Annotated in this window: 24 protein-coding genes; 9 read left to right on the top strand and 15 right to left on the bottom strand. The window is 68.6% G+C overall.

Annotation, left to right across the window (positions count from 1 at the left end):
- Positions 1-2: 2 nt before the first annotated feature.
- Both ACWEQQ_RS22865 and glgC read right to left on the bottom strand, forming a co-directional pair.
- A complete protein-coding gene (locus tag ACWEQQ_RS22865; RefSeq protein WP_452344273.1) occupies positions 3-1,187 on the bottom strand; it encodes a DUF7373 family lipoprotein in 1,185 nt (394 codons plus the stop codon).
- A gap of 126 nt (positions 1,188-1,313) precedes the next feature.
- Positions 1,314-2,528 carry a glucose-1-phosphate adenylyltransferase gene (gene glgC, locus ACWEQQ_RS22860; RefSeq protein WP_354833640.1) on the bottom strand — a complete coding sequence of 405 codons (1,215 nt, stop codon included), beginning with the start codon at positions 2,526-2,528 and terminating at the stop codon, positions 1,314-1,316.
- 147 nt (positions 2,529-2,675) lie between these two features.
- On the opposite strand from glgC, the gene glgA reads away from it, so the two are divergent.
- Positions 2,676-3,845, top strand: coding sequence for a glycogen synthase (gene glgA / locus ACWEQQ_RS22855; protein WP_452349680.1), 1,170 nt, complete (start codon positions 2,676-2,678; stop codon positions 3,843-3,845).
- Between the two features lie 12 nt (positions 3,846-3,857).
- Here glgA and ACWEQQ_RS22850 read toward each other — a convergent pair whose 3' ends face one another.
- Positions 3,858-4,367, bottom strand: a complete 510-nt coding sequence (locus ACWEQQ_RS22850; RefSeq protein ID WP_452349608.1) for a GNAT family N-acetyltransferase — start codon at positions 4,365-4,367, stop codon at positions 3,858-3,860.
- 69 nt (positions 4,368-4,436) lie between these two features.
- Here ACWEQQ_RS22850 and ACWEQQ_RS22845 point away from each other — a divergent pair, with 69 nt between their 5' ends.
- On the top strand, positions 4,437-5,375 hold the full coding sequence (locus ACWEQQ_RS22845; RefSeq protein ID WP_452349607.1) for a LysR family transcriptional regulator: 939 nt from the start codon (positions 4,437-4,439) through the stop codon (positions 5,373-5,375).
- Here the strand turns inward: ACWEQQ_RS22845 and ACWEQQ_RS22840 are convergent.
- The 9 genes from ACWEQQ_RS22840 to ACWEQQ_RS22800 all read right to left on the bottom strand — a co-directional run bounded on the left by ACWEQQ_RS22840 (position 5,347) and on the right by ACWEQQ_RS22800 (position 13,838).
- Positions 5,347-6,459 (bottom strand): putative RNA methyltransferase, encoded by a 1,113-nt coding sequence (locus ACWEQQ_RS22840; protein WP_452349606.1) that lies wholly within the window; start codon positions 6,457-6,459, stop codon positions 5,347-5,349. The genes ACWEQQ_RS22845 and ACWEQQ_RS22840 overlap by 29 nt on opposite strands.
- Positions 6,460-6,566: 107 nt before the next feature.
- Positions 6,567-6,734 (bottom strand): DUF3117 domain-containing protein, encoded by a 168-nt coding sequence (locus ACWEQQ_RS22835; RefSeq protein WP_083869218.1) that lies wholly within the window; start codon positions 6,732-6,734, stop codon positions 6,567-6,569.
- 165 nt (positions 6,735-6,899) lie between these two features.
- A complete protein-coding gene (locus tag ACWEQQ_RS22830) occupies positions 6,900-7,472 on the bottom strand; it encodes a DNA-3-methyladenine glycosylase I (RefSeq protein WP_452344269.1) in 573 nt (190 codons plus the stop codon).
- The gene (locus tag ACWEQQ_RS22825; protein WP_452344268.1) at positions 7,469-7,888 is read right to left on the bottom strand and encodes a DivIVA domain-containing protein; all 420 of its coding nucleotides are present in this window, start codon (positions 7,886-7,888) and stop codon (positions 7,469-7,471) included. Before ACWEQQ_RS22825 ends, ACWEQQ_RS22830 begins: the two co-directional genes overlap by 4 nt.
- Before the next feature lie 158 nt (positions 7,889-8,046).
- Positions 8,047-9,183, bottom strand: coding sequence for an Mrp/NBP35 family ATP-binding protein (locus ACWEQQ_RS22820; RefSeq protein WP_452349605.1), 1,137 nt, complete (start codon positions 9,181-9,183; stop codon positions 8,047-8,049).
- A 100-nt stretch (positions 9,184-9,283) separates the two neighbouring features.
- Entirely contained in the window at positions 9,284-10,153 is an 870-nt protein-coding gene (locus ACWEQQ_RS22815; RefSeq protein ID WP_452349604.1) for a lytic transglycosylase domain-containing protein, read from the bottom strand.
- 176 nt (positions 10,154-10,329) lie between these two features.
- Positions 10,330-11,772, bottom strand: a complete 1,443-nt coding sequence (locus ACWEQQ_RS22810) for a lytic murein transglycosylase (protein WP_452349603.1) — start codon at positions 11,770-11,772, stop codon at positions 10,330-10,332.
- A gap of 156 nt (positions 11,773-11,928) precedes the next feature.
- On the bottom strand, positions 11,929-12,516 hold the full coding sequence (locus ACWEQQ_RS22805; protein WP_452349602.1) for a DUF1003 domain-containing protein: 588 nt from the start codon (positions 12,514-12,516) through the stop codon (positions 11,929-11,931).
- Positions 12,513-13,838: a magnesium transporter MgtE N-terminal domain-containing protein gene (locus ACWEQQ_RS22800; RefSeq protein WP_452344263.1), complete on the bottom strand. Its 1,326-nt coding sequence runs from the start codon at positions 13,836-13,838 to the stop codon at positions 12,513-12,515. Before ACWEQQ_RS22800 ends, ACWEQQ_RS22805 begins: the two co-directional genes overlap by 4 nt.
- A 61-nt stretch (positions 13,839-13,899) precedes the next feature.
- On the opposite strand from ACWEQQ_RS22800, the gene ACWEQQ_RS22795 reads away from it, so the two are divergent.
- From ACWEQQ_RS22795 to ACWEQQ_RS22785, 3 genes are read left to right on the top strand one after another with little or no spacing between them, the layout of a single operon-like run.
- Positions 13,900-14,835: an HpcH/HpaI aldolase/citrate lyase family protein gene (locus ACWEQQ_RS22795; protein ID WP_452344262.1), complete on the top strand. Its 936-nt coding sequence runs from the start codon at positions 13,900-13,902 to the stop codon at positions 14,833-14,835.
- A 51-nt stretch (positions 14,836-14,886) separates the two neighbouring features.
- On the top strand, positions 14,887-15,378 hold the full coding sequence (locus tag ACWEQQ_RS22790) for a general stress protein (protein ID WP_452344261.1): 492 nt from the start codon (positions 14,887-14,889) through the stop codon (positions 15,376-15,378).
- A 4-nt stretch (positions 15,379-15,382) separates the two neighbouring features.
- Positions 15,383-15,958, top strand: coding sequence for a suppressor of fused domain protein (locus ACWEQQ_RS22785; RefSeq protein WP_379441106.1), 576 nt, complete (start codon positions 15,383-15,385; stop codon positions 15,956-15,958).
- 32 nt (positions 15,959-15,990) lie between these two features.
- Here the strand turns inward: ACWEQQ_RS22785 and ACWEQQ_RS22780 are convergent, their stop codons facing one another.
- Together ACWEQQ_RS22780 and corA are read right to left on the bottom strand one after the other, a co-directional pair.
- A complete protein-coding gene (locus tag ACWEQQ_RS22780) occupies positions 15,991-17,619 on the bottom strand; it encodes an alpha/beta hydrolase (protein WP_452349601.1) in 1,629 nt (542 codons plus the stop codon).
- Between the two features lie 80 nt (positions 17,620-17,699).
- The gene (corA, locus tag ACWEQQ_RS22775) at positions 17,700-18,770 is read right to left on the bottom strand and encodes a magnesium/cobalt transporter CorA (RefSeq protein WP_452349679.1); all 1,071 of its coding nucleotides are present in this window, start codon (positions 18,768-18,770) and stop codon (positions 17,700-17,702) included.
- A 71-nt stretch (positions 18,771-18,841) separates the two neighbouring features.
- Here corA and ACWEQQ_RS22770 point away from each other — a divergent pair, with 71 nt between their 5' ends.
- The 4 genes from ACWEQQ_RS22770 to ACWEQQ_RS22755 all read left to right on the top strand — a co-directional run bounded on the left by ACWEQQ_RS22770 (position 18,842) and on the right by ACWEQQ_RS22755 (position 23,302).
- Entirely contained in the window at positions 18,842-19,696 is an 855-nt protein-coding gene (locus ACWEQQ_RS22770) for a PHP domain-containing protein (RefSeq protein ID WP_452349600.1), read from the top strand.
- The gene (locus ACWEQQ_RS22765; protein WP_452349599.1) at positions 19,693-19,959 is read left to right on the top strand and encodes a hypothetical protein; all 267 of its coding nucleotides are present in this window, start codon (positions 19,693-19,695) and stop codon (positions 19,957-19,959) included. Before ACWEQQ_RS22770 ends, ACWEQQ_RS22765 begins: the two co-directional genes overlap by 4 nt.
- Positions 19,960-20,010: 51 nt before the next feature.
- Positions 20,011-21,567: an FAD-binding protein gene (locus tag ACWEQQ_RS22760; RefSeq protein ID WP_452344257.1), complete on the top strand. Its 1,557-nt coding sequence runs from the start codon at positions 20,011-20,013 to the stop codon at positions 21,565-21,567.
- A 526-nt stretch (positions 21,568-22,093) separates the two neighbouring features.
- Positions 22,094-23,302 carry an NAD(P)-dependent malic enzyme gene (locus ACWEQQ_RS22755; RefSeq protein WP_452349598.1) on the top strand — a complete coding sequence of 403 codons (1,209 nt, stop codon included), beginning with the start codon at positions 22,094-22,096 and terminating at the stop codon, positions 23,300-23,302.
- Positions 23,303-23,365: 63 nt separating this feature from the next.
- Here ACWEQQ_RS22755 and ACWEQQ_RS22750 read toward each other — a convergent pair whose 3' ends face one another.
- Positions 23,366-24,247: a sterol desaturase family protein gene (locus tag ACWEQQ_RS22750; protein ID WP_452349597.1), complete on the bottom strand. Its 882-nt coding sequence runs from the start codon at positions 24,245-24,247 to the stop codon at positions 23,366-23,368.
- Positions 24,248-24,358 lie beyond the last annotated feature (111 nt).

Here is a 24,358-nt window from a genome sequence, read left to right as displayed (position 1 = left end):
CGCTACAGGCTGTTGGCCAGCAGCGCGTACTGCGCGGCCGCCTTCCGCTGGGCGTCGGAATCATTGGTCCCGTTCACCACGCCCACGTACTGCTTGTAGCTGACGTAGCAGCGGCTCGGCGTCTTGTCCGAGGTGCGGTGCACGCACTTGACGTCGGGCACCTTGTCCGGCCCGCTGGTCGCGGACTCCTGCAGGTTGCTGATCATGCCGGTCACGAAATCCGCGCCCGCCTTGCCATCTCGCAGTCGGATGACGAAATTGCCGTCGGCACTGGACATTTCGTCGGCACCGCCATCGGACACCAGCTTGGTCCAGTAGGCCATGTCGTCGGAGGGCAGGATCAGCCAATTGGCCGGGAACACCGCGAAATTGTCGGGATCGACGGTCTTGTGGTCGCGGTCGGTCACCAGGGTGCGGGCCAGCAGACGATCGGGATCGACCGGCAGCTGCGAGATCTGGTCGTTCGGGGTCTCCTGGAAGGCGTCCAGCGTCGGGACCTGGGCATCGAGGGTCTTCTTGGCCCAGGACAGCAGATCCTTCTGATCGGCGCTGGGGCGCAGGATGAACAGCGAGATCACGAAGTCCTTGCGCGCCATGGTCAATCCGATGTTCGGCACGCCCGGCCGCCAGTGCGCGTAGGCGTCCGGATAGTCGGGCAGGGTGAGCTTCTGGTTCACGTTCAGCGCGACATTGAAGTCGGTGTCCTCGAGTTCGCGGGCGGCCAGCTTGGCATTGTCGGCGGACGGGAAGCGCAGCACGCGGGTGGTGATGGTGGTGCCGTTCGGATCCGGATTGTCGTTGACGTCCTCGCGGTCCGAGCCGCTGGCCGCGAAACCGGCCACGAAGCCGCGGTTGGTCAGCACGCCCTTGACCGCGGAGGACAGGTGGCTGACATTCACCACATCGTCGACCGTGGACAGCACCACGCCGCCGCGGCCGATATTGAGGTGGGAGTCGATCTTCACCGCCGGGGCGACGGCCGCGGTCATCCGGATCCCCTCGAGGGTGTTGCCCTTACCGGCGTTGTTGCGGTCGTAGGTGTAGCGGTTCACCGGATAGGACCCGGTGTCCAGGGTGCGGACATCCAGCTCACCGGGAACCGGGGTGCCGGACCTACCGCATCCGGACAGCAGGACGGTCAAGGTGAGGCAGGTGATGGCGGTGACGACACGTGCCGGACGGCGCATGGTGATCCCTCCCGCGCGGCCCGTCGGCGGCGGCGCTCCATGCACAGATTTTCGGACCAGCATCGGCCGGATGTCCACTCTTATCCGTGTCGCTCGCGCGGCCGGATGGATTGAAACACCTGGTAGTCAGACCCAGATGCCCTTGCCGACGGTCACCACGCCGCCATTGCTCACCGCGAAACGTTCTCGATCCCGGTCCAGATCCACGCCGATGATCTCGCCCTCCGTCACCACCACGTTCTTGTCCAGAATGGCGTGCCGCACCACCGCACCCCGGCCGATCCGCGCGCCCGGCATGAGCACACTGCCCTCCACCGTCGCACCGTCTTCGACCAGCACATTCGAGAACAGCACCGAATTGCGCACCGTCGCCGCCGACAGAATGCTGCCCGCGCCCACGATCGACTCCTGGGCCAGGCCGCCGCGGCCGAACTTGGCGGGCGGCAGATTCTCGGCCGCACCGCGAATCGGCCAGTGCTTGTTGTAGAGATCGAAGACCGGATCCACCGACACCAGATCCATGTGCGCCTCGTAGAAGGCGTCGATGGTGCCGACATCGCGCCAGTAGCCGCGGCTGCGCTCGGTCGCGCCGGGCACCACATTGGTGGAGAAGTCGTAGACCGCGGCCGCGCCCGACCGCACCAGGCTCGGAATGATGTCGCCGCCCATGTCGTGGTCGGAGTCGTTGTCGTCGGCGTCGGCGCGAATGGCATCCACCAGCACCTTGGTGCTGAACACGTAGTTGCCCATGGAGGCGAAGGTGACATTCGGATCATCGGGGGTGCCGGGCGGGTGCACCGGCTTCTCCAGAAAGCCGATGATGCGGCCGGATTCGTCGGAATCGATGCAGCCGAAGGCGCTCGCCGTACTGCGCGGCACCCGGATGCCCGCCACCGTCACGCCCGCCCCGGAGTCGATGTGCGCCTGCACCATCTGCTCCGGATCCATCCGGTACACGTGGTCGGCGCCGAAGACCACGATGTACTCCGGGTCCTCGTCGTAGATCAGGTTCAGCGACTGCATGATCGCGTCCGCGCTGCCGGTGTACCAGCGCGGGCCCAGCCGCTGCTGGGCCGGCACCGGGGTGATGTACTCCCCGCCGAAGCCCGACAGCCGCCAGGTCTGGGAGATGTGCCGGTCCAGCGAATGCGACTTGTACTGCGTCAGTACGCAAATGCGCAGATAACCCGCATTCACCAGATTCGACAGCACGAAGTCGATGAGCCGGTACGCGCCGCCGAAGGGAACCGCGGGCTTGGCGCGGTCCTTGGTGAGCGGAAAGAGTCGCTTGCCCTCGCCACCGGCGAGCACGATCCCGAGTACGTGCGGCTGGCTCCTCACACTTCTGAAACTACCGGTTGTGCCCGAACACGGAATGTCCAGCTGGTGCCGTGTTCATCGCGATCTTGCGAGCCACCTCGATTGGTTAGCCCGCGAGCTAACGTTTAGTTTGGACCGGTGAGTTACCGCGCGGACGGAGCTCGCGGACTGCGAGTGGCCCTGATGACCCGCGAATACCCGCCGGAAGTGTACGGCGGGGCGGGGGTGCACGTCACCGAACTCGTACCGCGGTTGCGGCGGCTGTGCGATGTCACCGTGCACTGCATGGGGGTCGCGCGCGCGGATGCCGTGGTGCACCAACCGGATCCGATGCTCTACGCGGCGAATTCCGCGTTGCAGATGATGTCCGCGCAGCTGCGCATGGCCGAGGCCGCGAGCTTCGCCGACGTGGTGCACTCGCACACCTGGTACACCGGGCTCGCGGGGCATCTGGCCGGGGAGCTGTACGGGATTCCGCACGTGCTGACCGCGCACTCACTGGAACCGCGACGGCCGTGGAAGGCGGAGCAACTCGGCGGGGGCTACCGGCTGTCCTCGTGGTCGGAACACAATGCCATGACCCACGCCGACGCCGTCATCGCGGTGAGCGCGGGCATGCGCGCCGATGTGCTCGCCGCCTACCCCGATATCGATCCCGCCAAAGTCCACGTGGTGCACAACGGCATCGACGCCGACGTCTGGCATCCGGGCGGTCCCGCGTCCGGCTCGCGGGACGTGCTCACCGAGCTCGGCGTGTCCCGGGGGCGGCCCATCGCGGCGTTCGTCGGGCGCATCACCCGGCAGAAGGGCGTCTCGCATCTGCTGGCCGCGGCCCGGCATCTGGATCCGGGCATTCAGCTGGTGCTGCTGGCCGGGGCCGCGGACACACCCGCCATGGAGGCCGAGGTGGCGGCGTCGGTGCGGGCGTTGCGGGCCGACCGCGACGGCGTGTTCTGGATCAAGGAGATGCTGCCCACCGAGCTGGTGCGGCAGGTGCTCGCGGCGGCAACGGTTTTCGTGTGCCCGTCGGTGTACGAGCCGCTGGGCATCGTGAATCTGGAGGCGATGGCCTGCGGGACCGCGGTGGTGGCCTCGGATGTGGGCGGGATTCCGGAGGTGGTGGTGCCCGGGGAGACCGGGCGGCTGGTCCACTATGACGAGACCGCGCCCCGGGACTACGAGCGTGGCCTGGCCCGCGCCGTGAACACCGTTGCGGCGGACCCGGTCATGGCCGCCGCGATGGGGGCGGCCGGCCGCGACCGGGCGATCGGCGCCTTCGACTGGAACCGGATCGCCGCGCGCACCGCGCACATCTACGACCTGGTCCGCAAGGGATAGCCGGGCGCCGGTTCAGGCGGTCAGGGGATACCGCATGAACACGTCGGCCCGGTCATAGGGACTGGGCGGCAGCTCCGAGGGCGGCACGTGCACGAAACCCATGGCCTCGTACAGGTGCACGGCACTGGCCAGCCGGGCATTGCTGGCCAGGAAGAACTCCGTCGCGCCCAGATCGCGCATCCGCTCGATGGCGGTGGCCAGCACCACCCGGCCGATGCCGCGCCCCCGGAAGCGGGGCGAGACGGCCATTTTCGACAGTTCGAACACGCCCGGCTCCTCCTGGACCAGGGCGACACAGCCGACGGCCTCGCCGTCCAGCCGGGCGATCAGCACCTCGCCGCCGTGATCGACGATGGCCTGCGGATCGTCGAGGGTGGCCAGGTCGGCGGGCTCGACCGAGAAGATGGTCTCGATCCACTCCAGGTTCAGGTCCTTGAAGGCGCGGGCGTCGTCGGGCGAGGACATCGGCGCGACCACGATCGAATCGAGTTCCGGGGCGCGGGCTTCCGTCTGCTGAGTCACCAGGAAAGCATGTCGGACGTGGAACCATAACGTCCAATACTGGATAGCTGCGATCGATATGATCCACTTATGAACCCCGGTGTGGAGCTGCGGCACCTGCGCTACTTCCTGGCGGTCGCGGAGGAACTGCACTTCGGGCGGGCCGCCGCCCGCCTGCACATCGCCCAGCCCGCCCTCACCCAGCAGATCCAGCGCCTGGAAACCCTGCTCGGAACCCGGCTCTTCGACCGGACCTCGCGCACCGTCGCGCTCACTGCCGCGGGAATCGTGCTGCGCGAGCGCGCCCACGCCCTGCTCGGTCACGCCGAACGCGATCTGGCCGAGGTCACCCGCATCGGCCAGGGCAGTCAGGGCACGCTCTACCTGGGCTTCGTCCCCTCGGTGCTGCCGCTCGAACCACTGCGCGGGGTCCGCGAATTCCGCGAACGCTTTCCGCTCGTGCAGATCGACCTGGTCGAAGGGTTCACCAGCCACCTGATGGAGCGCCTCGCCAACGGCACTCTCGACATGGCCATCGTCCGCGACCCCGACGAGCAACCCGGCACCGTCACCGTCCCCCTCATGACCGAGCCGTTCATGGCGATCCTCCCCGCCGACCACCCCGACGCCGGACGCGCCGCGCTCACCGGAGCCGAACTCGCCGAGAACCCGCTGGTCTTCTTTCCCCGCGCGGCGGGCGGACTCGCCTACGAGAAGAACCTCGCGCCGCTCCTGGAGTCCGGCCGCCCCCCTCGCATCGTCCAGGAGGCCACCAACTGGACCATCATCCTCTACCTGGTCGCCGCGGGCCTCGGCGTCACTATCGCCCCACGCAGCGCCACCTTCACCGCCCCCGACTCGGTCCGCATCATCCCCCTCGCCGAAACCGACGCGGCCACAACGATTTACATCGCCACCCGGGCGGACGACACCCGCCCCCTGGTCCGCAATCTTCTCGACCTGCTCCCGAACCGCCCGAAACCTCTTGAACCGCTCGGGCTCAGCGTGGGCGATACACCGAGATCGTGACCGACGCGGTCACCGGCATCGGATCGGGCAGGGCCGCAATCTGTTCCGCTCGCCCCTCGGCCGCATGAAATGCCGACGGCCCCATGGCCGCCACGTTCGCCACATCCTCGTGCGAGAGCTCCATCGTGTACTCGACCGCATCGTGTTCCACCAGCTCGAACCGCTCCCCGAGCGATTCGGCGAGCCGATCCGCCTTGGCCGCATCCACACTCACCATCCCGAGCGGCTCGATCAGCTCACCCAGATGCCGCGAGGTCGGCGTCACCACCACGAACCGCCCCTCGTCCCCCAGTACCCGCGCCACCTCGTCCGCATTCCGCGGCGCGAACACCGACACCACCGCCCCCATCACGCCATCCCGCACCGGCAGCCCCCGCCACGCATCGGCCAGCACCGACCCGCCCCGCGCATGCGTCCGAGTCGCCCGCCGCGCCGCCGCCTTCGACACATCCAGCGCGATTCCCCGAGCTCCCGGCACCGCATCCAACACAGCCGCCAAGTAATACCCGGTCCCCGCCCCGATCTCGAGCAGTGCCGGGCCGCCGCCCGCGGAGAGGAGGGTGGTGGTGAGTCGTACTGCGGAGGCCGCAGTGACGGTCATTCCGGGTGCGAGGGTTCCGGGACGGAGGCGTCGATGCCGGGTCGACGTGGCCGGCGAGGTGGCAGCCGTGGGGGAGTCCGCTCCGAATACTGCTGTGTCGGAATCGGTTACGGGGCGGGGGGTGGTGTCGCGGTGGGGGAGGGCTGCTGCGACGGTCTCGGCCAGGGCGGCGGCGATGGGGGCGAAATGCCCTGCGGCCTGAAAGGCGGTGCGGGCGTCGAGCATGGCCGGGGTGTCGCCGGTCATTTTGGTGGACGCGCCGGTGAGGAGGCTGATGTAGCCCTGCTTGGCCAGGTCGAAGCTGTGGCCGTGCGGGCAGCGCAAGGTACGGACGGGCGGGTCGCCGGCCGCGGGGTCGGCGCCGGGAGCCGTGAGGGGCAGGCCGCACTGTGGGCAGGCCAGCAGGTCGGCGCAGGCCAGAAGCCGTTCCGCGGGGGAGGGCTCGGCAGTGCCGACTATGGGGGGATATGAGTTGTTGTTCACCGTGGTACCGGTAAGCCTGGGAGCCCCCGGGATTCTCGAGGGGGTTCGGGGGCGAAGCCCCTGAGAGTCCCGGGAGTTGGGCTCACCGGCACCGGCGAGTCGATCGATCAGCTGGTGACTTTGACGAGTTCGTCACCGAGCGCCGCGGCTTCATCCGGCGTGAGCTCGACGACCAGACGCCCGCCACCCTCGAGTGGAACCCGCATCACGATTCCACGCCCTTCCTTGGTTGCCTCGAGGGGACCGTCCCCGGTGCGGGGCTTCATGGCCGCCATCCTCTGCTCCCTCCAGATCTGCGCGGTCTGCTGCGCACTTTCATGGAACTCCAGTTGTCACCAACCAGGCAGCCCGCCGGCATGTGGCGGGCTACACCATGCCCATTCTTCCCTATCGCGGATCGAGGCGGGTACCTGAGTTCCAAAAACCGACCGTCGTGGCGTTCAGCGAGTACCGACATTCACCCAGCAATCGGCGATGTGATCGTCTACCATCCCCGTCGCCTGCATGAGTGCGTATGCGGTCGTGGGTCCCACGAATTTGAACCCGCGTCGCTTGAGTTCTTTTGCGAGAGCAGTGCTTTCGGTGGTCACCGCGGGCACATCGGACATGCTCCGCGGGCGCTTGCGCGGGGCCGGGGCATAGGACCAGAGCAGGGCGTCCAGGCTCTCGCCGAGATCGCGGGCAACCCGCGCATTGTGGACGCTCGCCAGTATTTTGGCCCGATTGCGAACAATGCTGGCATCCGCCATGAGGCGTTCCACATCGGCATCCCCGAACCCCGCCACCCGTTCGATCGCGAAGCCCTGGAATGCGGTCCGGAAGGCGGGCCGCTTCCGCAAAATCGTGATCCACGCCAACCCCGACTGAAACGCCTCGAGGCACATTCGTTCGAATAGCGCGTCATCGCCGTGCAGCGGTCGTCCCCACTCCTGATCGTGGTAATCCCGATAAAGCTGGGAGCCTTCCGCCCATCCGCACCGAATCAGTCCGTCGGTGCTCGCGTCTGCGGTCATCGTGCGCCCGGCTCTTCGCCGTGCTCTGTCGCGACGGCCGGTTCGGCCGGGAGCACCTGGGGGGCCGCCGCCTCGCTCGGCCCGGACTGCGCATCGGCGCCGGGCTCGGCCACCGGCTCCGCCGCGGCCTCCGTTCCGGTCGCGCGGGCGAGTTCGCCCTCGAGTTCGTCGATGCGTGCGGCGAGCCGGGTCAGGGCCCAGTCCACCTCGCCCGCCTTGTACCCCCGGAACACCTGCTGGAAGCGCAGTGCCCGCACATCGCAGCCGCTGATCCCCGCCGCGGGCAGCACGGTGACGGTCGTCCCCTCCGGCAGCGGCCCGAGCTCCTCCGACCGCCCGAAGATCGCACTGGCCACCAGGAACAGCAGCGCGGCGACCAATCCGACGATCAGCACGTACAGCAGCATCGTGAGCATGCCCCGAGCTTAGGGCCCGCCCGCGACGCAGTCCGCCCGTACCCCTGGCGGAAACGCGCCCTCGAATTCCGCACTCCCCCAAAGGGAGAACAAAGTCAGGGAGCTCTCGGCGCGGGATTCGGGCGAATTCCGCGCTGAGAGCTCCCTGATCGTGATTGCTACAGGTGTCGGGTGGTGTCGATGGAGAGGGACATGCCGGCCAGGCCGCGACGGCGGACGGACAGTTTGTCGGCGATGTCGAGCAGGGCCTTGCCCGACGAGCTCTCCGGGGCGCGCAGCACGATGGGGGTGCCCTCGTCGCCGGCCTCGCGCATCTGCTGCTCGATCGGGATCTGGCCCAGCAGCGGGACATTCGCGCCGATGGCGCGGGTCAGGTTGTCGGCCACGGTCTGCCCGCCGCCGGCGCCGTAGAGCTCCATGCGGGAGCCGTCGGGCAGATCGAGCCAGGACATGTTCTCGATGACACCGGCGATGCGCTGGCGGGTCTGCAGGGCGATGGAGCCCGCCCGCTCGGCGACCTCGGCGGCGGCCAGCTGCGGGGTCGTCACGACCAGGATCTCCGCGTTCGGAATGAGCTGGGCCAGCGAGATGGCCACGTCGCCGGTACCGGGCGGCAGGTCCAGCAGCAGGATGTCGAGGTCGCCCCAGAAGACGTCGGCCAGGAACTGCTGCAGCGCGCGGTGCAGCATCGGGCCGCGCCACACCACGGGGGTGTTGCCCTGGGTGAACATGGAGATCGAGATGACCTTCACGTCGTGCGCGATGGGCGGCAGGATCATGCGCTCGACCTGGGTGGGCCGCTGCTCGGTGCCCAGCATGCGCGGCACGCTGTGGCCGTAGATGTCGGCGTCGAGCACGCCCACCGAGAGGCCCTTGGCGGCCATGGCGGCGGCGAGATTGACGGTGACCGAGGACTTTCCGACGCCGCCCTTGCCGGAGGCGACCGCGTAGACGCGGGTGAGCGAGCCGGGCTGGGCGAAGGGGATGACCGGTTCCGCGGCATCACCGCGCAGCTTGCGACGCAGTTCGGTGCGCTGCTCGTCGCTCATGACGTCCAGCTCGACCGTGATGGCGCCCACTCCGGCCACGTCGGCGACGGCCTTCGTGACCCGTTCCTGGATGGCGGATTTCATCGGGCAGGCCGATGTCGTCAGGTAGATCACAACGTGGACACCGCTATCCGCGCCGACTTCGACGCTCTTCACCATGCCCAGCTCGGTGATCGGCTTCCGGATCTCCGGGTCGATCACCTTCGCGAGCGCGACCCGCACATCCGATTCCATAACCACTGGCATGTGCCCAAGTCTAGGAGCGCCGTCGGCCGTGTCGTTTTCGCCCTCCGCTTATACCCGGGGCGGGTGTGCAGGGCGTGGTCGGATGCGTGGGTGGCGCGGTCTAGATGCGAGGCAGCGCGGCGGCCGCCGGGGAGATTCCCGAGCCGTACGCGGTCTCCCACGCCATGACGTTCGCGACATAGGCCATGGAGTTGTTGTAGCGCAGGATGGCCCGGGTCTGCTGGCCCGGATCACGCATGTCGAGGCCGCCCGAGCAGAGGTACTTGCCGGCGGTGAGCGCGGCGTCGTACATGTTCTGCGGATCGGCGACGCCGTCGCCATTGCCGTCGGCCGCGTACTTGCGCCAGGTCTCGGGCAGGAACTGCATCGGGCCCACGGCGCGGCGGTAGCTGCCGGACAAGCCGTCCAGGTCGCCGCCGTCGGAGGTCGCGACCACGTTGTTCCCGGCCAGCCTGCCGTCCAGGATCGGGCCGTAGACGGATTCGAGCGGATAGCCGTTGTCGTCGATTTTGCCGTAGCCGTGGGTGGATTCGACCCGGCCGATACCGGCCAGCAGGTTCCACGGCATATTGCAGGTCGGATTCTCCACGGCGAGAATGTGTTCCGCGTTCTCGTAGGCGTCCTGCGCGACGCCCGGCATGCCGAGCGGCCCGGCGGCGCGCGCCGACGGTACCCGGCCGTCCGGCTGCGCGACGGACTTGACCTCCGGAGGGCCAATGGGCGCAACCTGTTTGGCCTCGTGCAGCAGCGGTTCCGGTGCGGCGGCCGGTATTACGGCTACCTCGGGTGTGGGCAGTTGTTCCTCGCTGTCGTTCGACAGCTGGTGCTGAACGGTAGCCGCGAGCTTGTCGGCGATGTTCCCGTCGCCGGCTCCGGTAACTGTGGCCAGTCCGGCGGGCACGAGCCCGGTCAATGCGATGACCGATCCACGGCGAACTTTCGGGACCGGGGGTTTGCGGTGACGACCCACTGTGTGGTGACCCTCCATTGCCATCGGTTGATACCGGGGTGATGCAACGAAGGCCACGTTACCTTATCCGAGACCTTCCTGTTACCCCTTCGTGACCAACTCTCAGGATTTGAAGGAAACGCAAGTCAGACGCGAGTTCCGGAGCGGCGCGCCGTAACTCGCGAATCACACAATCGCTACGGTGCGGGCGCGGGGGCCGGCGCCGGAAGCGGAATCGTGATGCCGAACGGCAGCGTGATGCCGGGGGCCGGGGTGGTGGTCGTGGTGGCGTCCGGCGTGGTTTCGGCCGGGGCCGCGGCCTCGGGTTCGGGCGTCGCGGAGGGCGTGACCGTTTGCTGGTCCTGCGGTTGCTGGACGGCCTGCTGCGGCTGATCCTGCGGCTTCTGGCCTTGCTGACCCGTCTGGGTGTTGCAGGTGGTGACGGCGGGCTGATCCTTGACCACCGGCTTGCCGTCGGGTCCGAACTGCTGCTCGGCCGGCTTGCCGTTCTCGGCCTTGGCGGCGTCCTCGGGCTTGGTCTTGTCATCGGTGTCCGGGTCGCCGGGGACCTTGTCGGCCTTCTGATCCGGCTGCGGCACCGGAACCATCACCTGCTCACAGGGATTCGCGGGCATCACCGGAGCCGGGCAGAAGATCCCGCACGGGATCGGCGGCAGGCCCGGGATGGTGATCATCACCTGGGTCGGCGTCGGCGTGGTGGACTGCCGCGCGGTGTCGGGCGCCGCGGTGGCCGGAATCGTGGTGGAGGCCACCGTGATATCCGGGCCGTTGACCGGAATGTAGTTGTTGGGCACCAGATCCGGCGAGATGCTCACCTGCTGCGGGGCGCCGCCGGTCTTGTAGGCGTTGGCCCAGCTGAGCACGTTGGCCGCGTACGACACCGAATTGTTGTAGCGCAGCACGGCCCTGAGCTGCTGCTGCGGATCGGCCAGATCCATGCCGCCCGAGCACAGGTACTTGCCCGCCGCCAGCGCGGCGTCGAAGACATTGTTGGGATCCGGTGTGCCGCTGCCCTTTCCATTGGCGGCGTACACCGACCAGGTGCTGGGCAGGAACTGCATGGGGCCGATAGCCCGCACGAAACTGCCGTCACTGGCCTTGATGATCTCGTTGCCGGGCAGCGTCCCGTCCAGGGCCGGGCCGTAGATCGGCGAGACCGTGGTGCCCGCGGCGTCGGTGCGGCCGTTGTTGGCGTGGTTGGACTCGATCCGGCCGATGCCGGCCAGCAGGTACCAGGGCAGATGACAGTTCGGGTCCGAAGACTGCAGCGCCAGTTCGGCATTGCGGTAGGCGGCCAGCACGATCTCCGGAATGCCCAGCACGCCACTGCCGCCGGGCAGCGCGATGTCCTGCAGCGGCACGGTGCCGCCGAAGAGCGGCGAGCCGTCGGCGGGCGGGGTCATTGCGCTGAGTTTGCGGGGGGCCTCCGGAGCCGCCGGAACCAGGCCGACGGTCTGGTCGGAGGGGGTGTCGGCGGGACTGTTCACACTCCCGTTGTGCGTGGAGGCGGCTGCCAGCAATGCGTCCGGGGCGGCCTGCGGGGCCACGGTGTGGACGGTCATATTGGTGGCAGAACCGGCGGTGACCAGGCCCGCGATCAACAGTGCCGACGCTGTCACCGGAGCAGAAATTCTCTTCGCCACCACACAATCCCCTCAGTCGTGCGGCCGGTGCCCCGTGGTGACACTCATACAGCGGCTGTGTCTGGGTCGGTCGCTCGGAGCAACGTGATCCAGGTTACCCATGAGTCAGCTGGATCGGAACAACTTCGGTGGTCAGTCGCCATCTTTTCGTGGCGAAATTGCGACCTCATCAGGCTTCCGATCGGTACCCTTCTTTGCTTTCTTGACCTTCGCGACCTCGTCGCCGACTGTCAGTTTTTCCAATCTGACCAGGGACTCCTTGATGTCGTCCAGCTCCCGGCGCACGTAGTCGCGCGTGGCGACCTCGCCCACGGCCAGCCGCAGCGCGGCGAGCTCACGCGCCAGGAATTCGGTGTCGGCTTTCGTCTGAGCCGCTCGTGTCCGGTCCTCCTCGAGCGAGACCCGGTCGCGATTGTCCTGGCGGTTCTGCGCCAGCAGGATCAGCGGCGCGGCGTAGGCGGCCTGGGTGGAGAACGCCAGATTCAACAGGATGAACGGATACGGGTCCCACTGCAGCCGCAGCGCGAACACATTGAGCAGGATCCACACCACCACGATGACGGTCTGGATCACCAGGTAGCGGCCGGTGCCCAGGAAGCGGGCCACCTTCTCGCTGGAACGGGCCATCGCCTCGGGATCCCAGTCGAGGCCGCGGAAGCGACTCTGGACCGGAGTCTCCAAACGCTGGCGGGCGCTGAGTTTTTCGAGCCGTTCGCTCATGCGCGGCCTCCCGTCCCCTCGATCACGGGCATGCCGTGCGCATCGTGATGGTCTTCGTCCTGCTCGCGCCAGTCCTCGGGCAGCAGGTGGTCGAGCACGTCATCGACGGTGACGGCTCCCAAGAGATGATTCTCCGCGTCCACCACCGGCCCGCACACCAGGTTGTAGGTCGCGAAATATCGGGTCACGGCGGTGAGGGGGGCATCGGGCCGCAGCTGCACCAGATCGGTGTCGACGATGCCGCCGACCAGGTTCGCGGGCGGTTCCCGCAGCAGCTGCTGGAAGTGCACGCAGCCGAGGTAGCGGCCGGTCGGGGTGGCCGTGGGCGGACGCACCACGAAGGCCATGGACGCCAGGGCCGGCGTCAGCTCGGGATCGCGGATGCGGGCCAGCGCCTCGGCGACCGTGGTGGAGGCGGTGATGACGATCGCGTCGGGTGTCATCAGACCACCGGCGGTGTAGGGCGCGTGTTCGAGCAGGCGGCGCACCGGTTCGGAGTCCTCCGGATCCATCAGCGCCAGCAGCGATTCCGCCTCGCCCTCGGGCAGCTCGCCCAGCAGGTCGGCGGCGTCGTCGGGGTCCATGGCCTCGAGCAGATCGGCCGCGCGTTCCACACCGAGCTGCTCGAGCAGTTCCACCTGGTCGTTCTCGGGCAGCTCCTGGACCACGTCGGCCAGCCGCTCGTCGTCGAAGGCGGCCGCCACCTCGATGCGGCGCTTGAGCGGCAGTTCGCGCAGCATGTGCGCGACGTCGGCGGCTCGCATGCCCTCGAACTGCCCGAGCAGCTGGGTGACGTCCTGGCCGGGCAGGTTCAGCTCGGTCTGGGTGAGGCCGCGCACCTGCGCCCAGTCGACCACGTGCACCGCGCCGCGCCGGCCGAAGCCCACGCCGAGGCGGCGGCGTTCGCGCACGGCGACCCGGGACACCACCCAGTCGCGGGTGCGGCCCTGCTCGATGCCCAGGTCGACCACCACCACGTCCGTGCTCGCCAGCTGTGGCAGCTCGGGATCGGAGACGCGGACCGTGGAGTCGAGAATCTGCGCGATGGCCAGCAGCTCGCCGGGCCGCTGCTCGAAGCGGCGCACGCTGATGGTGCCGGTGGTGAGGGTGACCGCGCCCGGTTCGATGGCCTGGACCCGCAGCATGGGCACGAAAATGCGCTTGCGGGTGGGGAGTTCGACGAGTACGCCCAGCACCCTGGGTTGCTGGCGGTCGTAGCGTATCGAGATCACGATGTCGCGGAGGCGGCCGATAGACTCGCCGTCCGGTCCCAGTACCACCAAGCCCGCCAACCGGGCGGCGAAAACCTTCGTCGCTGCCATGTTTGGTAAGGCTAGTGGGTCAAACGCGTCCTAAATGTCGCGCCACGTGAAGGAGTGAGCCATGACATCGCGCCGATCGGTGCTCGCCGTCCCCGGCAGCAACCCGCGCATGATCGAGAAGGCCAAGGGACTGCCCGCCGACGAGGTGTTCCTGGATCTCGAGGACGCGGTCGCGCCGGCGGCGAAGGAGGCCGCGCGGGCGAATATCGTGGCGGCCCTCAACTCCGGCGGCTGGGGCGCCCAGATCCGCGTTGTGCGGGTCAACGATTGGACCACCGAGCACACCTATGCCGACGTCATCACGGTGGTGGAGGGCGCGGGCTCGGAGCTGGACGCCATCCTGCTGCCGAAGGTCACCGACGCCGGGCAGGTTCAGGCCCTGGACCTGCTGCTGACCCAGCTGGAGAAGGCCAACGGGCTGCCGGTCGGCCGGATCGGGATCGAACCGCAGATCGAGAACGCGCTCGGGCTGCGCAATATCGACGCCATCGCCACCGCGAGCCCGCGGGTGCAGACCCTGGTGTTCGGGCCCGCCGACTTCATGGCCTCGATCAATATGCGCACCCTGGTGGTGGGCGAGCAGCCCGAGGGCTACGAGCCGGGTGACGCCTATCACCACATCTATATGACGATCCTGCTGGCGGCCCGCGCCCACGGCCTGCAGGCCATCGACGGCCCCTACCTGGCGGTCCGCGATATCGACGGCTTCCGTCGCAACGCATCCCGCACGGCCGCACTGGGTTTCGACGGCAAGTGGGTGCTGCACCCGGATCAGATCACCGCCTGCAACGAGATCTTCAGCCCGCGCCAGGCCGACTACGACCGGGCCGAGGAGATCCTCGACGCCTACGCGTTCCACACCTCGGCCGAGGGCGGCGCGCGGGGCGCGGTGATGCTCGGCGACGAGATGATCGACGAGGCCAGCGCGAAGATGGCTCAGGTGATCGCTGACAAGGGCAGGGCGGCCGGAATGGCGCGAACCACGCCTGCTCTGTGAATCGGGCACGGCGAATCGGCGTCCGTCGACGCGAAATAGCATGATGGAGTCATGACGAATCCCATGGGGAATCCGAGCCGGGGCCGTCCTGGCCTGCCGACGCCACCGTCGGGCTGGCCGGTCGGCTCCTACCCGACCTATGCCGAGGCGCAGCGGGCGGTCGACTACCTGGCCGACAACCAGTTCCCGGTGGAGGGCGTGACCATCGTCGGCGTCGACCTCATGCAGGTCGAGCGCGTGCTGTACCGGCTGACCTGGGGCAAGGTCATTGGCGGGGGCATGGTTTCGGGCGCCTGGCTGGGCCTGTTCCTGGGTCTGCTGCTGAGCATGTTCACCCCCGGCGGGACGATCGGCCCGCTGGTGGTCGGCCTGGTCGGCGGCATCATCTTCGGCCTCATCTCCGCGTCCATCCCGTACGCGGCCACCCGGGGCCAGCGCGACTTCGCCTCCACCATGCAGCTGGTGGCCGGCCGCTACGACGTGCTGTGCGACCCGAAGACCGCCGAGCAGGCGCGCGACATGCTCGCCAGGCTGGCCATCTAGATCCATGGAGGTACTGGATCAGGTCCGGGCCGCGGTGCTCGGTCATTTCGAGGTGGAGTCCGCGGACGCGGCATCGGTGACGTTCCTGGGTTTGGAGCCCATCGACATCCTGCGTATCCCGGACGGTGAGTTCGTGCACTACGCCACGCTGGGCGGTTCCCGGCATCCGATGACGGATCCGGCCGCGGCGCTGGCCGATCCGGTGCGCGGGCCGCGCGCGGAGCTGGTGCTGACGCTGCGCGGCGGTGCGGGCGCGGGTTCGGGGCTGACCCGCACGCTGGGCGTGCTGGTGGCGGCGCCCGCGGTGGAAGGTGTTGTGCTGCAGGCGGATGCGCTGCTCGATCTGGGAGAACCGTTGTGGACCAACGCGCCGTTCACCGCGGTGCTGCTGGGTGCGAGCGACATCCCGGAGGTGGCGCTGCCGGAACCCGCTGAGCCCGTGCGGTTCCTGACGGTCGCGCCGATCACCGCGACGGAGGCGGCGTGGGTGCGGATTCGCGGTGCGGCGGCGTTGCGCGACGCCTGGGCCGAGGCGGGAATCGATGTGCGCGATCCCGCCCGGGCCGCAGCGTCGCTCTGATCGACCGCCGCGTCGCGCTACTCGAACGCGCGCTACTCGAACGGGTTGCCGTCGATCGGACAGGTCGCGCCGGCGACCGGAAGCGTTCCCGCGATGAGATAGTCGCGTTTCGCGGCCTCGGAGCAGGTGCTGTGCACGTACATGCTGCTGTGCCCGGCTCCCTCCACCACCAATAGGTGCGCGTCCGACAGTTCCGCCGCGCCGGCGGCGGCTCCGGCCAGCGGTGTCGCGGGATCGTTGCGACTGTTGATCATCAGGATCGGGGCGGTCGGCCGATTCCACGGTCCGGAGTAGGGGTGCACGGCGGTCTGCGGCCAGTAGGCGCAGGTCAGCGCGTCCAGGACGCCGAGCCGGCCGAAGACGGGCACCCGCTGGTCCTCACTGATCGCGAGGGCGCTGTAGCGCCGCTCGTCGCGCGGCACCCGGCTGTCGGCGCACTGGACGCCGTGGAAGGCCTCGGTGTAGTTGTCGTCGTAGGTGTTGGCGCCGGTGCCGCCCAGGCCCTGCGAGCTGCCCGTGCCGATATCGGCCACCTGCCGCACCAGGGCCGCGGTCTCGGCGAGCACATCGGTCGGCCGATACGGTGTGTCGCGCAGGTCGTAGAGAAGTTGCAGGGTGGCGGCGACCTGCGGCCAGCCGGCCGGATTGGACAGCTGGCCCGCCGCGGCCACCACGGTGCCGTAGTCGTAGCGTTTGCCGTCCCACGAGATCGGTTCGCGCCGTACCCGTTCCAGGATCCGCTGCCATTTGTCCCGCGGATCTCCCTGGGAGAAGGCGCATTCGGGCCCGGCCGCCACGCAGGCGTCGAGCATGGCGTCGAACGCGCCCGCGATTCCGGTGGCCACATCCTGACGGGTGTCGATGGGCTGGTCGGCGGCAGCGTCGTCGAGACCGAGGGCATTGCCGCGGAAGTCCATCGAACCGTCCAGCGCGAGGGCGCGGACCCGGCCGGGAAACATGTTGGCGTACAACGCGCCGAGGTAGGTGCCGTACGAAATGCCGTGGTATGTCAGCTTGTCGTCGCCGACGGCCCGGCGCAGCAGATCCAGATCCCGTGCCGTGTTCTCGGTCGACAGGTGCGGCAGCAGGTCGGCGGCACGCTGTCCGCAGTTGTCCGCCAGCGTCTTCGCGGCCGCGAAGAACGGCGGCTCCGTGTCGGGTGTGCCCGGCATCGGGGGATAGGTGGCGAAGAACAGCTGTTGCGCGGTCGCATCCGGAAAACAGTGCACCGGTGCGCTGTTCGCGCTGCCGCGGGTATCCCAGGACACCAGATCGAAGCGGGCGCGCAGCTCGTCGGAGAACAGCCACGACCAGTGCGCCCGTTCCCGCAGCCGCTGCACCCCGGACCGGCCGGGGCCGCCGAAGTTGACGAAGAGCGTGCCGATCCGCCGGGCCGGGTCGGTGGCGGGGAGTTTGATCACGGCCAGGTCGATCGATCGGGCCTCGGGATGCGCGTAGTCCAGTGGCACTCGCGCTGTCGCACAGGAGTATCCGGAATCGCAGTCGGTCCACTGCAGGGTGGGTGCCGGTGCGGCATCGGCGAGGGCGTCGATGTAGGAGTCGGCTGCCGGGCCGGCCGAGGCGGGCACCGGCACGGCCAGGAGAAGCCCGAATATTGCTGTCCACCAAGCCATCCGGCCGCGGATCGGCGAAGTCCTCATCACGAACACAGTCGAATTCATAGCAACCCGGCGGCGGGCGCGTCGAGGCGGCCGGCAAAGCCGCCGGTGGCGTGCGGTGCTCAAAGCCAGTTGTTGCGATGGAAATTCGCGTACAGCAGGGCGCACAGCGCGATCATCGCCACGATCACGATGGGGTAGCCATAGGTCCACGTGAGTTCCGGCATGTGTTCGAAATTCATGCCGTAGACGCCCGCGATCATGGTCGGCACGGCGGCCATGGCGGCGTAGGCGGAGATCTTGCGCATATCGGTGTTCTGCTGCACGCTCACCTTGGCCAGCGCGGCGTTGATGAGGGCGCTGAGGGATTCGTTGAAATCGATGATCTGCTCGGTGACCGCGGTGTGGTGGTCGGTCACGTCGCGCAGGTAGCGGCGGATCTCCTTGGGCAGCGGCAGGGTGGTGTCGTGGGTGAGCACCTGCAGCGGCAGCCCGAGCGGCTTGACGGCCCGGCGCAGTTCCACCACTTCACGTTTCAGCTGGTAGATGGCGTCGATCTGGAGCTTGTTCGCGGGGGTGAAGACGGCCTCCTCGATGGCGTCCACATCCTCCTCGATCGCCGCCGTGACCTCCACGTAGGAGTCGACCACGCGGTCGGCCACCGCGTGCAGGACCGCGCCGGGCCCCAGCGCGAGCTGGCGCGGGTCGGCTTCGAGATCCTTGCGTACACCGCTCAATTCGGTGTGCTCACCGTGGCGGACGGTGATCACGAAATCTGGTCCCGCGAACACCATGATCTCGCCGGTGTCGACGATCTCGCTGACCGTGCTGAGCTCGTGCTCGACGTAGCGCACCGTGCGCAGCACCAGGAACAGGATGTCGTCGTAGCGTTCGAGTTTGGGCCGCTGCTGCGCCTTGACCGCGTCCTCGACGGCGAGTTCGTGCAGGCCGAAGGTCTGCGCGATATCGGCCATGAGTTCCTTGCCGGGTTCGAGCAGTCCGAGCCAGACGAATCCTTCGTGGCGTTCGCGCACTTCGGCCAGCGCGTTCTTGTAGGAGCTGTGCTCGAACAGCCGCACCCCGTCGACGTAGACCGCGCAGTCGACGATCCGGCTGTGATGGACGGGCATCCTGGCGGGGTCTCGCGGCTCGCCGGACCGCCCGGGCCAGTGGAAGGACGGCAGCGGCGGAATCGAGGACACATCAGGGATGCTAATCGTCCCGCCCCCTGGCAATGGTTCGGGCCGCAGGCAATATAGGGGGCGTGCGCATCGATCTCCACACCCATTCCAACGCGTCCGACGGCACGGACACCCCGGCCGAACTGATCGCGAACGCCGCCGCTGCCGGTCTCGACGTCGTGGCCCTGACCGACCACGACACCACCTCCGGCTGGGCCGAGGCCGCCGCCGCGCTCCCTCCGGGCCTGACGCTGGTGCGCGGCATGGAGATGTCGTGTGTCGGGCTGGGGGAGGACGGCTATCCGGTGCCTGTGCACCTGCTGGCCTACCTGTTCGACCCCGAGGACGAGTCCTTCGCGCAGGAGCGGGAGCGGTTGCGCGCCGAGCGGGTGGTGCGGCTGCGGGCCATGGCCGAGCAGATGGCCGCCGACGGTCTGCCCATCGATCCGGACGCGGTCATGGCCTCCGTGGGCCCGTCGGCGGGTCGCCCGCATCTGGCCCGGGCGCTGGTGCAGGCCGGGGTGGTGCCGAGCGTGGACGCCGCGTTCGAGGATCTGCTGGCCCCGCACGGCCGCTACTACGTCGAGAAGGCCGACACGCCGCTGCGGCGCGCCGTCGAAATGGTGGCCTCGGCCGGCGGCGTGAGCGTGGTGGCGCACGCCCGGGCTCGCAAGCGCGGGCGGCTGCTGGCGCTGGATCACATTCGCGAGCTGACCGAGTTCGGGCTGGGCGGCCTGGAACTCGATCACCCCGACCACAGTGCGGAGGACCGCGAGGTGCTGCGCCGGCTGGCCGCCGAGCTGGGTTTGCTGACGACCGGCTCCTCGGATTACCACGGCGCCAACAAGACCATTCGGCTCGGCGAATTCACCACCGACCCAACGCAATTCGAGGAAATCGTGGGCAAAGCGAGCGGCGTCCCGGTGATCACCGCATGAAAGTGGTCCGGGGCCTGAGCGGAGTGGTCGCCGGGGGCACGCTGGTGCTGGCGGCCACGGTCGTCACCACCGCGATCATCGGTGCTCGGCGCGGTTTTCCGGGCCCCGGATGGGCGGCGGTGACGTGGCATGTGACCGCGGCGGCATCCGTGCTGGCCGCCCAAATTTATGCGGATAGACATCGGGGTTTTGCGGCTTTTTTCGGATGTTTGGTCGTTTTCGTGATAGCCGGATATCTGCTCTGGGCGCAGTGGTGGAATTGAAATACCCATAACGGTTGCGAGTGAGTGAACCGTCGTCGAACATTTGTCGTTATGACCGAATTCGACGCCGATGTGCTGGTGCTGGGAGGTGGCCCGGCCGGAGCCTGGGCCGCGCTGGCTGCTGCCGCTGCGGGCGCGCGGGTATTGGTCGCCGACAAGAGCCGTTGCGGCAGCAGCGGCCCGACGGCGCGGGGCGGGGTCACGCTGTGGAACATTCCGGCCGGTCCGGCTCGGGAGGAGGCCGTGCGGCAGAACTTCGCGCACGGCGGCGGGCTGGGGGACCCGGAGTGGATGTACCGGGTGCTGGAGGAGACCCATCGGCGTGTCGCCCAGCTGGTGACCGGCGGCTTCCGGTTCCGGGGTGAACACGCCGAGCGCCCGGCGCGGGTCTATCTCGACGGCGCGAAGTATCTGGGCCGGCTGCGGCGCAGCATGGTGATCGCGGGGATCCGCATCCTCGACCACCATCCCGCACTCCAGCTCATCACCGACCGTGACGGCGTCGTGTCCGGCGCGGCGGGTGTGACGCAGGGTGGCGAGTTCCGCGGCTGGACCGTCCGGGCGCGCGCGGTGGTGCTGGCCACCGGCGGCTGTGCCTTCCTCTCCGGTGGCGCCGGCACCGATGTGGACACCGGTGACGGGCTGCTGATGGGGGCGGAAGCGGGGGCCGAGCTGTCCGGCATGGAGTTCTCCAACGCGTATTCGCTGACCCCGGTGGCCGATTCGCCGCTGCTGGGCGGCCGCCCGGTCGCCGCGGTATTCGCCTCCGACCAGGTCATGCACTTCGCCACCCTCTACGACGAGTCGCGGGCGGTGCTGTGGGGGCAGGGATGCGGTTCGCGGGCACAGGCTTTCGCGGCCATCGCCGACGGGCGGCGGGTCTACGCCGCGCTGGACGAACTGCCCGAGGCGGTGCGTGCGGAGCTGCTGCGGCACGGGCCGAGCCTGACCGGTCAGGTGCCGCTGTGCGCGGTGCTGCAGGGCACGGTGCGCGGCACCGGCGGGCTGCGGCTGACCGGACCCGACTGCGCGACCACGGTTCCCGGCCTGTACGGCGCAGGTGACGTCACCACCCGGGAGCCCATCACCGGGGCGGTCAGCGGGTTCGGCGGTCAGAACGGCGCGTGGGCCATCGCCTCCGGCGTCTGGGCGGGCGCGGGTGCGGCCGATTTCGCCGTGGGCCGTCGCAAGCTCGGCAAGGCGCGCCCGGTGCCCGGCGCGGGCCTGGGCGACCGGGCGCGCCTCGATCCGCGCGCGGTGGTCGGCCTGGTCCAGGAGCACACGCTGCCGCTGCGGCGCAGCTACTGGCGCAGCGACGGCAGCCTGCGCGACAGCATCGGCGAACTGGACGGCATGTGGCCCGGCGTCGAATTGGCGCTCGGCGGAAAGGGACCCGATCGCCTGCCCGCCCGGCAGGCCGCCGCGCTGCTGGCCGTCGCCCGCTGGACCAAGTACTCCGCCCTGGCCCGCACCGAGACCCGCGGCATGCATCGCCGCACCGACCATCCGGGCGCCGGAAGCGACTGGCGCGTACGGTTGCTCTCCGGGGGTCTCGGCAGCGTCTGGGTCCGGCCGGACCTCACAGCGGTGGGTGCAACCCCCGCTTGACAGCTCACAGCCGCCGTCGCGACCGCGTTGTGACAGTTCTCCGAGTTCAGGTTCCGACCAGCGAGTTCCTGTTCATCTCGGCGTGATTCGACTGCCTTACCCTTCAACGATGGTGAGGCGACGCGACGGACCCGGGGGCGATTTGGCAGGCCGTCGCAGCGACTGGCAGAATGGGCCGATCCCGGCCGCAGCCACCGCCCGGCCCGGGACACTCGGTGATCACGAACCCCGACTCGCGGGTTCACACGAGGTCACCCCGGCTGTATCGCCCGGACACACCCCTCCGGTTCTCGCTCGACGATCTGCGCTGCCGCGACACACTTCTCGCAATGCCGTAATACTTTGTATGCGTCGCCACGATGAGGTGGCAAGGTTTCCACGAAGTGGCTCGGAAGTGGTGTCGACGTCGCTGAACGCGGCTGCGGCAAAAGATATATGAGCACCGAAACCACAAATTCCGCTATTACCGAACGGTAACCGTCAAACGGTTGAGTCCGAACCGATCAGGAGTGAAATCGTGTCATCCGTGACTGAAGCAGTGAATGCCACCGAGGCCCCCGCGTCCAATGGGGCGAACCTGTCCGACATCACCACGGAAGAAATTTTCGCCGGGCACCTTGGCGGCAAGCTCTCGGTCGAACTCACCGCTCCGCTCGACACCCAGCGTGATCTGTCCATCGCCTACACCCCGGGTGTGGCGCAGGTCTGCCGCGGCATTCACAAGGACGAGAGTCTGGCCAAGACCTACACCTGGGCCGAGCGCCTGGTCGTGGTCGTCTCCGACGGCACCGCCGTGCTGGGCCTGGGCGACATCGGCCCGCGCGCCTCGCTGCCGGTGATGGAGGGCAAGGCGGCGCTGTTCAAGAAGTTCGCCGGTCTGGACTCGATCCCGATCGTGCTGGACACCAAGGACGTCGACGAGATCGTCGAGACCCTGATCCGCCTGCGCCCGAGCTTCGGCGCGGTCAACCTGGAGGACATCTCCGCGCCGCGCTGCTTCGAGATCGAGAAGCGCGTCGTCGAGGCCCTCGACTGCCCGGTCATGCACGACGACCAGCACGGCACCGCCATCGTGGTGCTGGCCGCCCTCAAGGGTGCGGCCGCGGTGCAGGGCCGCGACATGTCCGGCCTGAAGGTCGTGGTGTCCGGCGCCGGCGCGGCCGGTGTGGCGTGCACCGACATCCTGCTGGCCGCCGGGGTTTCCGACATCGTCGTGCTCGACTCCAAGGGCATCGTGAGCCGGGATCGCGGCGACCTCAACAACGTGAAGGCCGAACTGGCGCAGCGCACCAACCCGCGCGGCCTCACCGGCGGCGCGGCCGAGGCGCTCGAGGGCGCGGACGTGTTCCTGGGCCTGTCGGCGGGCACCATCGCCGAGGAGCTCATCGCGTCCATGGCTCCCGAGTCCATCGTGTTCGCCATGTCGAACCCGGACCCGGAGATCCACCCCGAGGTGGCCAAGAAGTACGCCGCCATCGTGGCCACCGGCCGCAGCGACTTCCCGAACCAGATCAACAATGTGCTGGCCTTCCCGGGCGTGTTCAAGGGCGCGCTGGACGCCGGTGCGCGCCGCATCACCGAGGGCATGAAGGTGGCCGCGGCCGAGGCGATCTTCAACGTGGTGGCAAGTGAGCTGTCCGCGGACAAGATCATCCCGAGCCCGCTGGACCCGCGGGTCGCGCCGGCCGTCGCCGAGGCCGTCGGCAACGCGGCTCGCGCGGAGGGTGTGGCGTAGCCACTCGCCGAGCAGCGAAAGGGGCGCTTCGTCGTAAGACGAAGCGCCCCTTTTCTTATTGGGCTAGACCGCGGCCGAGACCTTTTCGAGGTCGGGGGTGGCGGCATTCTCGTGCCAGCCGGGCGGGCCGAAGATATATCCGAGACGGCCGCGCCAGGTTCGGGCAGTCCGGACATCACGGACGAGATCGACGAGTTCGGTGTAATTGACCTTGATCGGATTGTCGGTTTCGATGTCCTTGGTCAACCCGTAGCGAATCGGTTCGGTTTCCGCGGCGAAGCTGCCGAACAGGCGATCCCAGATGATCAGGATGCCACCGTAATTGGTGTCCAGATACGGCTGGTTGGAGCCGTGGTGCACACGGTGGTGGGCCGGGGTGTTGAACACGAATTCGAGGGGCCGCCACAGGGTTTTCACGCGCTGGGTGTGGATCGGGAACTGGTAGAGCAGCCCCAGCGACTGCAGGGCGAACACCATCCAGGCCGGGAAGCCCAGCAGTGCCGCGGGCACCCAGCACAGGCCGCGCACGATATTGGCGGCCGGATGCGCCCAGGGCAGCCGGATGGCGGTGGAGAAGTTGAAGAACCGGCTGGAGTGGTGGACGCTGTGCGAGGTCCACAGCAGCCGCACCCGGTGGTCGGCGCGGTGCGCCCAGTAGTAGCAGAAATCGGTGACGATCAGGCCCAGCACCCACACCCACCAGTGCGCCGGTGACAGGTGCAGCGGGGTGAAGCGCGCGGCCAGCACCACGCCGGAGAACGGAATCACCTGCGCCAGAATCGGTTTGGCAATGCGGCCGAGCACGAAGGTGGCGATGTTGGAGGTGGTGTCGCGCCGGTCGATGCCATTGGCCGGGCGGTCCGGGTCGCGCCGGTTGTCGATCCATTCGATCAACATGAGCAGCGCGAACGCCGGCAGGGCGTAGATGAACAGGTCGGCATTCACGGTCGTGCTCCTCGGCGGGGCGGTCGGGCTGCTGGCATGTGCTCGACGCTAGTGCGGTGGCGCGCGCGGATCGTCGCGCCGACGGGGGATTCCGCGTCCCCCACACGGGGG

It is taken from the genome of Nocardia sp. NPDC004123 (genome assembly GCF_053603795.1).
Note: the sequence above shows the minus strand (reverse complement) of the source record. Positions and strands in the feature narration are given on the sequence as shown.